Source organism: Sphingopyxis sp. (assembly GCF_040216815.1).
In the GTDB taxonomy this organism is placed as follows: Bacteria; Pseudomonadota; Alphaproteobacteria; order Sphingomonadales; family Sphingomonadaceae; genus Sphingopyxis.
Genome location: NZ_JAVJOJ010000006.1, coordinates 1 through 12250, shown reverse-complemented (window position 1 = coordinate 12250; position 12250 = coordinate 1). Strand labels below are relative to the sequence as shown.

Below are 12250 nucleotides of genomic sequence, written 5' to 3'. Positions count from 1 at the left end.
CTTCAAGGGAGAGGGGATTGAAAATGGAGCAAATCTTGGCTGACACCAACTACGACCTCATCGTCCTCGGCTCGGGGCCCGGCGGCTATGTCGCGGCGATCCGCGGCGCGCAGCTCGGTCTCAAAACCGCGATCGTCGAGCGCGAGCTGCTCGGCGGCATCTGCCTCAACTGGGGGTGCATCCCGACAAAGGCGTTGCTGCGGTCGGCCGAAATCTATCATTATATGCAGCATGCGAAGGATTATGGTCTCGCCGCGGCGAACATCAGCGCCGACATCGACGCAGTGGTGAAGCGGTCGCGCGGCGTGGCGAAGCAGCTCAATCAGGGGGTCACCCACCTGATGAAGAAGAACAAGATCGCCGTCCACATGGGCACGGGTAAGCTGACCGCGCCGGGCAAGCTGGAAGTGACGGGCGAGAAGGGCAGCGAGACGCTGACTGCCAAGCATATCATCGTCGCCACCGGCGCGCGCGCGCGCGACCTCCCCTTTGCGCCCGCCGACGGCAAGCGCGTCTGGACCTATCGCCACGCGATGACCCCGCCCGAAATGCCGAAGAAGCTGCTGGTCATCGGGTCGGGCGCGATCGGGATAGAATTTGCGAGCTTCTACAACGACATGGGCGCCGACGTTACAGTCGTCGAAATGCTCGACCGCATCGTGCCCGTCGAGGATGCCGACGTGTCGACCTTCCTCGAAAAGCAGCTCAAGAAGCAGGGCATGACCATCCTGACCGGCGCGGGGGTCGAGGAGTTGAAGCCCGGCGCCAACGGCGTGTCGGCCAAGATCAAGACCAAGGACGGCAAGGTTCAGGCGGACGAATATAGCCATGCCATCGTCGCGATCGGCATCGTCCCCAATACCGAGAATATCGGGCTGGAGGCGCTGAAGGTCAAAACGACCAAGGGGCATATCGACACCGACCCCTATTGCCGCACCAACGCAAAGGGGCTGTGGGCGATCGGCGACGTCACCGCGCCGCCGTGGCTCGCGCACAAGGCCAGTCACGAAGGCGTGATCGCCGCCGAAGCCATCGCGCAGGAACTCGGCAACAAGGACGTCCACCCGCACCCGATGGATGCGCGCAACATCCCGGGCTGCACCTATTGCCACCCGCAGATCGCATCGGTCGGGCTGACCGAGGCCAAGGCGAAGGAAGCGGGGCACGAGGTTCGCGTCGGCAACTTCCCTTTCATCGGCAATGGCAAGGCAATCGCGCTCGGCGAGGCCGAGGGCTTTGTGAAAACGGTATTCGACGCCAAGACCGGCGAGCTGCTCGGCGCGCATATGGTCGGCGCCGAAGTGACCGAAATGATCCAGGGCTATACCATCGGCAAGACCGCCGAACTGGTCGAGGAAGATTTCATGCACAGCGTTTTCCCGCACCCGACGATCAGCGAAGCGATGCACGAAAGCGTGCTGGCCGCTTATGGGCGCGTGCTGCATATCTGATGGTGCTTGGCCGACGACATTTTCCGCTGTCCTAATCGGTTGCGCTTTGCCATCTAGGCTGAAGACACAAAAAAATGAGGCGGCGGGATATGCAATCCAGAGTAAAGTTGCGTAGATTTCTGCGCGGAATCGGAGTCGGCGGAGCAGCGTTGCTCTGCGTGACGGGCACCGTCGCAGCAGCGCAGGGGGCAGGGCCGCAAACCGTCATCACCGCCGCGCGCTATGTCGACGTCCTGACCGGCAAGACGGTCGAGCACCCCGCGATCTTCGTCGACGCCGACGGGCGTATCATCGACATCGCCGACGCGCGTACTGCCCGCTGGGTCAGCGACGTCCATCACATCGACCTGGGCACCAAGACGCTGATTCCCGGCCTCATAGACATGCACGTCCATCTCGACGGTCCCGCCGATATCGGCGGTTATCGCGGGCTGGAGTTCACCGACAGTTTCTGGGGCATGACCGCGGTGAAGAACGCGCGCGACATGCTGGATGCGGGCTTTACAACCGTGCGCAACGTCGGTTCGTCGGAGCGCAACGACATCGGGCTCAAGCAGGCGATCGACGCGGGCTATGCGGTGGGACCGCGGATCGTGCCGGCGGGCTATGCACTGGGCGCGACGGGCGGGCATTGCGACAGCACCTTTCTGCCGCCCAGCCTGGAGAAAGCCGACGGCAAGGAGGAGGGGATCGGCGACACGCCCGACGAACTGCGTTACCAGGTGCGCCGCCAGCGCAAATATGGCGCGGAGGTGATCAAGGTGTGCGCAACCGGCGGCGTTTTTTCGCGCAATACCGAACCCGGCCAGTTGCAGGTGCCCGAAAATGAGCTGCGCGCGATCGCCGACGAGGCGCATCAATGGGGGCTGCGCGTCGCCGCACATGCGCATGGCGCGGCGGGGATTCGCGCCGCCATCGCGGCGGGGATCGACACGATCGAACATGCAAGCCTCGTCGATGACGAAGGTATCCGCATGGCCGTTGCCCGGAAGCGCCCCGTCTGGTTCGCAATGGACATTTACAACACCGAATATACGCAGGCGGAGGGCGCGAAAAATGGCGTGCTCGAGGATAATCTGCGCAAGGACCGCGAAATCGCCCAGATCCAGCGCGACAATTTCCGCAAAGCGCATCGCGCGGGGGTGCGCATGGTGTTCGCATCGGACGCGGGGGTGATGCCGCACGGCGACATCGGCAAGCAGTTCCGCGTCATGGTCGAATATGGAATGACGCCGTTACAGGCGATCCAGGCGGCGACGAAAAATGCCGCCGAAGCGCTGGGGCGCGAGAAGGATGTGGGGGCGATTGCGGTGGGCCGCTTTGCCGATCTGATCGCGGTCGATGGCGACCCGCTGGCCGATGTGCGCGAGCTGGAAAGCGTCGATGCGGTGGTGAAGGGCGGGGTGCTGGTGAAGGGGGAGTAGCTTCTAAGCCGAAGGGCAACCTCCAACCCGTCGTCATCCCGGCGAAGGCCGGGATGTCGGATGGAAATCGGCCGGCTCAATAAGCCACCAGTCGGTCGATCATCGCCTCGCGCATCGTCGGCGTGAAGTTCAACACCGCCTCGGCATAGCTTGCAACGTCGCCATGGTCGCGGCGCACGGTCGCCAATGCGGCATCCAGATAGGCGGGGTTGACCGACATCAGCGCGCGGATCGCGTCGTCGTGGATTTCGGCGCCGTAGCGCGACCGGATATGCGCCGCGCCCTGCGCGATCCGCTCCTCGATCTTGCCCGCGGTGTTGGTGAGGAGGTAATCGTGCATCAGATCGTCTTCGTGCACGCCGAGCAGCCGGTGGACGATTGCGACAGCGAAACCCGTGCGATCCTTGCCCGCAACGCAGTGAACCAGGCTCGGCGCGTCATATTCGGCGAGCGCGGCCAGATAGAGGCGCAGCGTCGCGACGAGCGCGGGGCGATAGGGCATCCCCGCATAGGTGTCGATCATCCGCGCCCGCGCGGTCTCGACATCGATCGCCCCGCCCGCGGCCTGAAGGTGCGGGGCAAGCCCGGCGGTGAGGCCGCCCGCGAACAGCACGCGCGCCGAAAAATTCTCCGACCGGCGGCACGGATGCATCTCGCGCTCGTCGTCGCCGCGCAGGTCGATTACCGTTTCGAGTCCAAGCCGGTCGAGCGCCACCAGATCGTCATCGGTGGCGGCTTCATGGTGCGCCGACCGCCACAGCACCCCGTCGCAAAGCCGCCCGCCGCCCTCGACCGCATAGCCGCCATAATCGCGGAAATTGTGGATGCCGGACAAGGGCAGAACGCGCTCGGCGAGCATGGTCATTCTCCTGTGAACACGGGCGATCGTTTTTCGACGAACGCATTGATCGCTTCGCGGTTGTCCGCGGTTTCGTGGACGATCGCCTGATAGGCCGCGCTCAGTTCCAAAATATCGCTCATCCGGCTGTGCTGCGCCTCGCGCAGCAGACGCTTGGTCAGACGCAGCGCACGCGGCGGATTGCAAACGATCCGCTCGGCGATCGCGATCGCCCGGTCCATCAGCTCCGCATCGGGCACCACGTCTGTCACCAGACCATATTCCTTTGCCTGAGCGGCGTCAAAGCGATCGCCGGTCAGGAACAGCTCGGCGGCGCGCGGATAGCCGAGTATCTTCTGGAGCAGCCAGGCGCCGCCGTCACCGGGAACGATCCCGACCTTGATGAAGCTGCACGCGAATTTGGCGCTTTCTGCGGCAATGCGGATGTCGCAGGTGCAGGCGAGGTCGGCGCCAAGCCCGATCGCATGGCCGTTGACCGCGGCGATCATCGGCACTTCGCAGTCCATCAGGGCGCGGATCACGGCCTGCACGCCCTTGCGGTAATTGGCGCGGGTGGAATCGGGCTGGTCGAGCACACCGATGCCCTGGCGTTCCTGCATTCCTTTCAGGTTTCCGCCGGCGCTGAATGCCTTACCGCTGCCGGTCAGGATGATCGCGCTGACGCTGCGGTCTTCCCCCAGGATACGCAGCGTTTCGATGATATCCTGGCAATCCTCGTGGGTCCCGATCGCATTCATGCTTTCGGGTTTGATCATCGTCAGGATCGCGATCTTGCCCCGCCGCTCGACACTCAAAAATTCGCCCATTGTCTGCTTATCCTTTCGCGGCGCATGGCCGTCACGTTGCTTAGCATGATCGGTGGCGCGCGGCTAAGCAAAGCAGCGCCGCGCTCGACCGGCCTAGCGCACCGCGCCGGTCTCGCGCAGTGCCGCGATCTTTGCGGCGTCATAGCCCAGCGCGGCGAGCACCGCGTCGCCATCGGCGCCAACCTCCGGTGCCGGGCGCGGCGTCGAAGTGGCGGTGGCCGAATAGCGCGGCGCGGGGGCCGGCTGGATCGCCCCGCCGACGGTCAGAAATGTCTCGCGCGCGGCATTGTGCGGATGCTCCGGCGCTTCTTCGAGCGACAGCACCGGCGCGAAGCAGATGTCGGTCATTTCCATGATCGCGCACCATTCATCGCGTGTTTTCGTCGCGAACAGCGCGGTCAGCTTGTCCTTGAGCGGCCCCCATTGCGCAGCGTCGAGTTGCGCGTCGAAGGCGGGGTCGGCGTCGAGCCCGGTCTTTTTGCGCAGCAGCGCATAGAATTGCGGTTCGATCGAGCCGATGGAGATGAATTTGCCGTCGGCGCAGCGATAGGTGTCGTAGAAATGGGCGCCGCCGTCGAGCATGTTGACCCCGGCCTCGTCCTTCAGGCGGCCCATCGCCTTGAACCCCCAGGTCATTCCCGCGAGCAGCGCGGATCCGTCGGTCATTGCGCAATCGATCACCTGACCCTCGCCGGTGCGCGCGGCGTGGAGCAGCGCGCTCGTCATGCCAAAGGCCAGCATCATGCCGCCGCCGCCGAAGTCGCCGACATAATTGACCGGTGGCACGGGCTTCTCACCCGCCCGGCCGATGCCATGGAGCACGCCCGAAAGCGCGATATAGTTGATGTCGTGCCCCGCCGCCTGCGCATAGGGTCCGAACTGGCCCCATCCGGTCATCCGGCCATAGACGAGCCGCGGATTATCGGCGAGCAGCACATCGGGGCCGAGGCCGAGCCGCTCCATCACGCCGGGGCGATAGCCCTCGATAATCGCGTCGGCGCCCTTGCACAGATCGCGTGTGATTGCCACCGCATCGGGGTTCTTCATGTCGAGCGCGATCGACGTGCGGTTGCGGCTGAGCGGATCGCGGGGGTCCATGAAGCCGCCGGGGCGATCGATACGGATCACCTCCGCCCCATGGTCGGCGAGCATCATCGCGCAAAAGGGCCCGGGACCGATGCCCGCGAACTCGATGATCCTAATTCCCTTCAGCGGTCCTGGCATGATTTGCTCCTTTTCGTTTTCATGGCCGACGATGTTCGTCGCATAATGGTCATCGATGTGTCCAATGGCGCCTCGGTGCGTCTTGGTTCTTAAAAATGGGAAGGATGTGAATATGCTCGATCGCCGCAGTTTTGCCGGAGCCGCCCTCGCCTTTGCCGGACTGGCGGCGCAGACCCGTGCCGTAGCGGGCGGGCTGATGGCAACCGCGCCCGGCTATGGTGCGCTGCAACCCGATCCGGCGGGGCTGATCGACCTTCCGCCGGGCTTTTCTTACCGCATCCTCTCCGAGCTGGGCCAATCGATGACCGACGGGCATCGCGTCCCCAACCGCGCCGACGGTATGGGATGTTTCAAGCTCGGCGGCGGCAAGATCGCGCTGGTCCGCAACCATGAGCTTCAGCCGCGACACGGCGGGGACGGCCCGTTCGGCAAAGCCGCGGCGTTGCCCCCCGAAGCGTTCGACAGTCGTGCCGGGACCGCGCTGCCGGGCGGGACGACGACGCTGGTGCTCGATCCGGACAGCCTGGCGGTCGAACGCCAGTATCTCAGCCTGGTCGGAACGATCCGCAACTGCGCAGGCGGGATCACGCCATGGAACAGCTGGCTGACCTGCGAAGAAAGCGTCGATGGCCCCGCTCAAGGCGTCGGACAGCCGCATGGGTGGATTTTCGACGTGCCCGCCGATGCGGGGACGTTGGTGAAGGCAGAACCGCTGAAGGCCATGGGACGCTTTGTCCGTGAGGCGGCGGCGGTCGATCCGCGCACGGGCATCGTCTATATGACCGAGGACCGCGACGACAGCCTTTTCTATCGTTTCCTTCCCGATGTGCCAGGCTCGCTGCACCGCGGCGGGCGGCTGCAGGCGCTCGCCTTTCACGATACGTCGATCGCCGACAGCCGCAACTGGGACGGGCGGCGTATCGCCACAGGAAGCTGGCTTTTCGCGCGGTGGATCGACCTGGACGATGTCGAAAGCCCCGTCGACGATTTGCGCCATCGCGGCGCAAAAATGGGTGCGGCGGTGTTTGCGCGCGGCGAGGGGATTCATTGGGGCGAGGGCGAACTTTATTTCACCTGCACCTCGGGCGGCGCGGTGAAGCAGGGACAGATCATGCGATACCGTCCCTCGCTTCACGAAGGGACCGACCGCGAACGTGCGGTCCCCGGCCGGTTGCAACTGTTCCTCGAATCGACCGATCCCGCTCATTACAGCTTTGGCGACAATCTGACGGTCGCGCCCAATGGGCATTTGATCGTGTGCGAGGACCAGTATCTCGATACCGTCGACAATCATCTGCGCGGCGTCACTCCCTTCGGCGAAGTTTATCCCTTTGCCCGGATCCGGGTGCAGACCGAGCCGGCGGGCGTGTGCTTCGCGCCCGACGGCAAGACCATGTTCGTGAACCTCTACAGTCCGACCAAAACGCTCGCGATCCGCGGTCCCTTTTGATCAGATCCGTTCGATGATGATCGCGGGCGCCATGCCGCCCGCGGCGCACATGGTGACGAGGCCATAGCGGCCGCCCGAGCGTTCGAGCTCGTCGAGCGCGGTGCCGATCAGGATCGAACCGGTGGCGCCGATCGGGTGGCCGAGTGCCATCGCGCCGCCGTTGATATTCACCTTCTCGCGATCGAGGTCGAGGTCGCGGATGAACTTTTCGGCAACCACCGAGAAGGCTTCATTGATTTCCCAGACGTCGATGTCGTCCTTCGTCAGTCCTGCCTTTTCGAGCACTTTCTTCGCCGCCGGCACCGGCGCGTTGAGCATCAGCGTCGGATCGTCGCCGATATTGGCATAGGCAACCACGCGCGCGCGCGGTTTGAGGCCGTGCTTGTCGGCGTAATCCTTCGACGTCAGCAGCAGCGCGGCCGCGCCGTCGACCACGCCCGACGAATTGCCCGCGTGATGGAAATGCTGGATTTCGAGATCGGGATAGCGGCGATTGATCTGCTTGCGGAAGGTGAAGCCGCCGCCCATGTCGAAATCGGCGAGGCCGGCGAAACTCGGCTTCAATGCGGCCAGACCTTCGGCGGTGGTTTCGGGACGCGGAAACTCCTCGCGGTCGAGCGCGACACTGCCGTCCGGATTGTGCACCGGCACGACCGACTTGGCAAAACGGCCTTCCTTGATCGCGCGGTCGGCGCGCTGCTGGCTGACGAGCGCGAGCGCGTCGAGATCTTCGCGGCTGATCCCTTCGATCGTCGCGATCGCATCGCCGCAGATCCCCTGGTGCGATTGCGGGTGAAGCTCGTCGAGCGCTTCGTGGCCCGATCCCATCAAGCGCGGCGGCAGGCCCGCGTTCGCCTGTTCGGCGGCATAGGCGGTCGTATAGCTCATCATTTCGGTGCCGCCGGCGATGACGCAATCCTCCATGCCGCTCATCACGCTCGCCGCCGCGAAGTTGACCGAGCTGATGCCGCCGCCGCAGAAACGGTCGAGCGTCGTGCCGCTCGCCTTGATGTCATATCCGGCCGACAGCGCCGCCATGCGGCCAAGATCGCCGCCCTGCTTGCCGTTCTGTGACGAGGTCGACCAGACGATGTCGTCGACGGTCGCGGTGTCGAGATTGTTGCGATCGCGGATCGCGGCGAGGACGGTCGCGGCGAGATGCTGGGGATGGAGGTGCGAGAGCGCGCCCTTGCCGGGTTTGCCGATCCCGCGCGGGGTGCGGACGGCGTCGATGATATAGGCCTCGGCCATGATGATATCCTTTCGTGGAGAGAATTAACGGGGGGCCATGCGGATCGCGCCGTCGAGGCGGACGGCCTGACCGTTGAAATAGGTGTTGCGGATCATTTCCATCGCGAGGCTGGCATATTCCTCGGCCTTGCCAAGCCGCTTGGGGAAGGGGACCGAGGCTTCGAGGCTCTCTTTCACCTTCGGGTTCATATTGTTGAGCAGCGGCGTGCCGAACACGCCCGGCATGATCGAATTGACGCGGATGCCAAGGTCCATCAGATCGCGCGCCATCGGCAGCACCAAGCCGTTCACGCCGGCTTTCGCCGAGCCATAGATGACCTGTCCGATCTGGCCGTCCTGCGCGGCGACCGAGGCCGTCAGGACAATCGCGCCACGCTCGCCATCCTCCATTTCGGGCAGGGTGGCCATGCCCTCGGCGGCGATCGAAGCGACGCGGTAGCTGGCGGTCAATATGCCTTCGACGCCAAAGGCATAATCTTCGGTTGGCGTGCGGCGGTATTTGCCGGTTTCCTTGTCATAGGCGAGCGTCTTGCCGCGGCGCGAGGTCATCGCGCAGTGAACGCAAATGCGCTCCTGGCCATGTGCGGCGCGGGCCTTTGCATAACCGCCCAAGACCGACTGCTCGTCGGTGATGTCGACATGGACAAACAGCCCGCCGATCGATGCGGCGACCTCTTCGCCAAGCGCGTCGTTGATGTCGAAGATCGCGACCTTCACCCCGGCCGCGGCCAGCGCCTCGGCCGTCGCGCGACCGAGGCCCGACGCCCCCCCAGTGACAACGGCGGCAGTAGTCGAATCGAATTTCATGGGAAAGCTCCTCAGGCGGGAATCTGGTTAAAGGGAATGCCCTTGTCTGGGCGGTGATCCTGCGGCAGCCCCAGGATGCGTTCGGCGATCGTGTTGAGCAGCGTTTCGTCCGATCCCCCGGCGATGCGGCCGGTCGGCGCGTTGATCCAGCTCGACGCCCAATCATCCTTGGGCGAGGCATGTTCGTCGAACGCGAACGCGCCGGTTCCCTGGAGGTCGAGCGCAAGTTCGGAAAGCTTCTGGCGCGAACGGACCGCGACGAGCTTGTTCAGCGATCCTTCGGGGCCCGGCGTCATACCCGCCTGCATCATCAACCGCGCGCGGCGGTTGATCGAATCGAGCCCGGCGCGCATCGCATAGTTGCGCGCAATCTGTTGACGGATGCGTCCGTCCTCGATCGCGGGACGGCCGTTCAGTTCCACCTCTTTCGCAAGTTCGACGAACAGGTCGAGGTGCGGGCCGAAACCCGCACTGTCGGTCGCGACATAGCGCTCGATCATCAGCGTTGCCATCGCAACGGCAAAACCGCCGCCCACGGGCGACATGCGATGGTCGTCACCGATCTTCACATCGTCGAAAAAGACCTCGTTGACATGGCTGTCGCCGCCCGCGAGCTTGATCGGGCGCACCGTGACGCCGGGCGCTTTCATGTCGACCCAGAAATAGGTGAGTCCCTTGTGCTTCGCGACGGTCGGGTCCGTGCGAACAACGATCACGCCATAATCGCTATATTGCGCCCAGCTCGTCCACACCTTCTGTCCATTGATCTTCCAGCCATTGCCGTCGGGCTCGGCGCGTGTCCGCAGACCGGCGAGATCGGTGCCGCCGGAGGGTTCGGAAAACAGCTGGCACCAGATTTCTTCGCCCTGCAGCGCCTTGAGCACGCGTTCCTTCACGAATTCGCGATCGGACCCGAACTGCATGAGTACCGGGACGGGCATCCCGAGCGAGATGCCGAAATAAACATTGGGGAAGCCATGCTTCATCTCTTCGGCTTCGAAGGTGATCTTTTCGATATGACCGAGCCCCTGACCGCCGAGGTCGGTCGGCCAGTTGATTCCGGCATAGCCCGCGTCAAACTTGGCCTTCTGGTAGCGGCGGCCGAGCGCGAGATCCTCTTCAACGCTCAGCCCCTTGCGCGCGGCCTTGCCGAATGCGGGAACCATCGCTTCGCACCATTCGGCGGCTTTGGCCCGATAGGTTTCGAGGTCGGTCATGCAGCAGCTCCTGCAAGGCGGTCGACGAGTATATCTTCCCAGAAGAAGCTGCTGCCCTGTTCGAGCGCGAGGGTGCGCGAGCGGCGCATGTGGAGGTGGAGGCCGATTTCCCAGGTCACCCCGATCCCGCCATGGATTTGCACGCAATCGCGGGCCGCGGTGTCATAGGCTTCTGTCGCCGAAAGACGCGCGGCAGCCGCCGCCGTGATGAAATCATCCTGTCCTTCGCGCGCGGCAGCGTGGATCGCATTGGCGCGCGCGAGTTCGACGAGGCCGTAAAGCTCGGCAATCCGGTGCTTGATCGACTGGAAGGCGCCGATCGGTTGGCCGAACGCCTTGCGCGTTACCGCATAGTCGCGCGCTATTTCCATCAGCGCTTCGGCGCCGCCGGTCTGTTCATGCGCGGTCACAACGGCTTGCAGCGCAAGGATATGGAGCGCCGCCGCGCGCGCCGCGGCGCCGGTGACGAGCACCTCTGCCGCGGCACCGGCGAAAAAAAGATCGGCGATACAGCGGCTGTTATCAAAGCTGTCGACGGCCTTGCGTTCGACGCCGGCAAGATCGACAATGACCAGCGCAGGCACTCCCTGCTCTTGCGCCAGAACGATGACGACATCAGCAAACAGCCCACCAGATACGCCGGGAGCGGTCCCTTCGACTTGGCCTACCTTCCATGTCACCGGCGGGACGGCGGGCAAGGCATCCGCCCCCGAGGCAAAGGCGATGGCGCCGATCGTCTCACCGCTCGCGAGGGACGGAAGCCAGCGCGCCTTCTGATCGTCGCTCCCGCACAGTTCGATCGCCTTGGCCGCGCCGAAGCTGGAGGTCAGGAAGGGAGCCCCACTTAGCGTCCGCCCTGCCTGATGCGCGATGAGCCCCAGTTCAACGAGGCCCAGCGCGAGCCCGCCGTGCGCTTCGGGGAGAGCAAGTGCCGTCCAGCCCTGTTCCTTCGCTGTGGTCCAGAAAGCCTGATGATATTGACCGCTGGCCTGAAGCAACGGGAGCAGGTCGTCCTTGCTGACCCGCGCCTCGAGCGCGCGCCGCGATTCGGTTGCGATCGCCTGTTGCCCTTCGTCGTACAAGATCGACATCGGCCCGATTCCTCTACCCTATGGTTTCCGGTCATCATCCGGACGTTAACGTAAACGTCAAGTATTTTGACGCTACGGCCGCTCGCCGGTCAACTGGCAGCCATGTCAGGCGAGGCCGGCTTTCCAGTCGCGCTTGATCTTTTTCGCTAGGCTCCATTTGTGCACCTCGGTCGGGCCGTCGTAGATGCGGAAGGCGCGAACCTCGCGGAACACCTGCTCCACAATCGTCCGGTCGGTGACCCCGGTGCCGCCCATGACCTGAACGCAGCGGTCGGCGATACTCATCAGCGCTTCGGACACGGCAACCTTCCCCATCGAGCTTTCGACCGTGCCGAGCGATCCAGTGTCGAGCACGCCCGCGCACCAGTCGATCATCAGCTCCGCCTGTTTCAGGTCGATCATATTCTCGGCGAGCATGAAGCCGACACCCTCATGCTCGATCAGCGGCTTGCCGAACGCCTCGCGGCGATTGGCGTAGTCGGTCGCGATCTCGTGCGCACGGATGCAGCAGCCGAGCCAGCGCATGCAATGCGACAGGCGGGCAGGGGAAAGACGCACCTGCGCGTAGCGAAAACCCTCGCCGGCCTGCCCGAGCATCTGGTCTGCGGGGACGCGCAGATTGTCGATCGTCAGCGTGGCATGGCCGCCGGGCATCGAGCTGTCGATCGTG

The 12250-nt window shown here is 64.3% G+C and carries 11 protein-coding genes; 3 read left to right on the top strand and 8 right to left on the bottom strand.

Annotated features, from left to right (window positions below):
* The first annotated feature begins 35 nt into the window (after positions 1-35).
* Complete coding sequence (gene lpdA / locus RIA72_RS08990; RefSeq protein ID WP_350031845.1) at positions 36-1451, top strand: dihydrolipoyl dehydrogenase; 1416 nt, start codon at positions 36-38, stop codon at positions 1449-1451.
* A gap of 89 nt (positions 1452-1540) precedes the next feature.
* The gene (locus tag RIA72_RS08985) at positions 1541-2875 is read left to right on the top strand and encodes a Xaa-Pro dipeptidase (protein WP_350031844.1); all 1335 of its coding nucleotides are present in this window, start codon (positions 1541-1543) and stop codon (positions 2873-2875) included.
* A 76-nt stretch (positions 2876-2951) separates the two neighbouring features.
* Here the strand turns inward: RIA72_RS08985 and RIA72_RS08980 are convergent, their stop codons facing one another.
* The 3 genes from RIA72_RS08980 to RIA72_RS08970 form a co-directional block, all read right to left on the bottom strand.
* A complete protein-coding gene (locus RIA72_RS08980) occupies positions 2952-3740 on the bottom strand; it encodes a tyrosine-protein phosphatase (protein WP_350031843.1) in 789 nt (262 codons plus the stop codon).
* Positions 3737-4540 (bottom strand): crotonase/enoyl-CoA hydratase family protein, encoded by an 804-nt coding sequence (locus RIA72_RS08975; RefSeq protein WP_350031842.1) that lies wholly within the window; start codon positions 4538-4540, stop codon positions 3737-3739. Before RIA72_RS08975 ends, RIA72_RS08980 begins: the two co-directional genes overlap by 4 nt.
* A 93-nt stretch (positions 4541-4633) precedes the next feature.
* Positions 4634-5764, bottom strand: a complete 1131-nt coding sequence (locus RIA72_RS08970; protein WP_350031841.1) for a CaiB/BaiF CoA transferase family protein — start codon at positions 5762-5764, stop codon at positions 4634-4636.
* Positions 5765-5876: 112 nt separating this feature from the next.
* On the opposite strand from RIA72_RS08970, the gene RIA72_RS08965 reads away from it, so the two are divergent.
* Positions 5877-7214, top strand: a complete 1338-nt coding sequence (locus tag RIA72_RS08965) for an alkaline phosphatase PhoX (protein ID WP_350031840.1) — start codon at positions 5877-5879, stop codon at positions 7212-7214.
* On the opposite strand, the gene RIA72_RS08960 is transcribed toward RIA72_RS08965, so the two are convergent.
* The 5 genes from RIA72_RS08960 to RIA72_RS08940 all read right to left on the bottom strand — a co-directional run.
* Complete coding sequence (locus RIA72_RS08960) at positions 7215-8465, bottom strand: acetyl-CoA C-acetyltransferase (RefSeq protein WP_350031839.1); 1251 nt, start codon at positions 8463-8465, stop codon at positions 7215-7217.
* Positions 8466-8489: 24 nt separating this feature from the next.
* Complete coding sequence (locus tag RIA72_RS08955; protein ID WP_350031838.1) at positions 8490-9272, bottom strand: SDR family NAD(P)-dependent oxidoreductase; 783 nt, start codon at positions 9270-9272, stop codon at positions 8490-8492.
* A gap of 11 nt (positions 9273-9283) precedes the next feature.
* Positions 9284-10489 (bottom strand): acyl-CoA dehydrogenase family protein, encoded by a 1206-nt coding sequence (locus RIA72_RS08950; protein ID WP_350031837.1) that lies wholly within the window; start codon positions 10487-10489, stop codon positions 9284-9286.
* The gene (locus tag RIA72_RS08945; protein WP_350031836.1) at positions 10486-11580 is read right to left on the bottom strand and encodes an acyl-CoA dehydrogenase family protein; all 1095 of its coding nucleotides are present in this window, start codon (positions 11578-11580) and stop codon (positions 10486-10488) included. The genes RIA72_RS08950 and RIA72_RS08945 overlap by 4 nt, the downstream gene beginning before the upstream one ends.
* Before the next feature lie 105 nt (positions 11581-11685).
* Positions 11686-12250: acyl-CoA dehydrogenase family protein (locus tag RIA72_RS08940; protein ID WP_350031835.1), on the bottom strand; the 565-nt coding region annotated here is incomplete at its 5' end.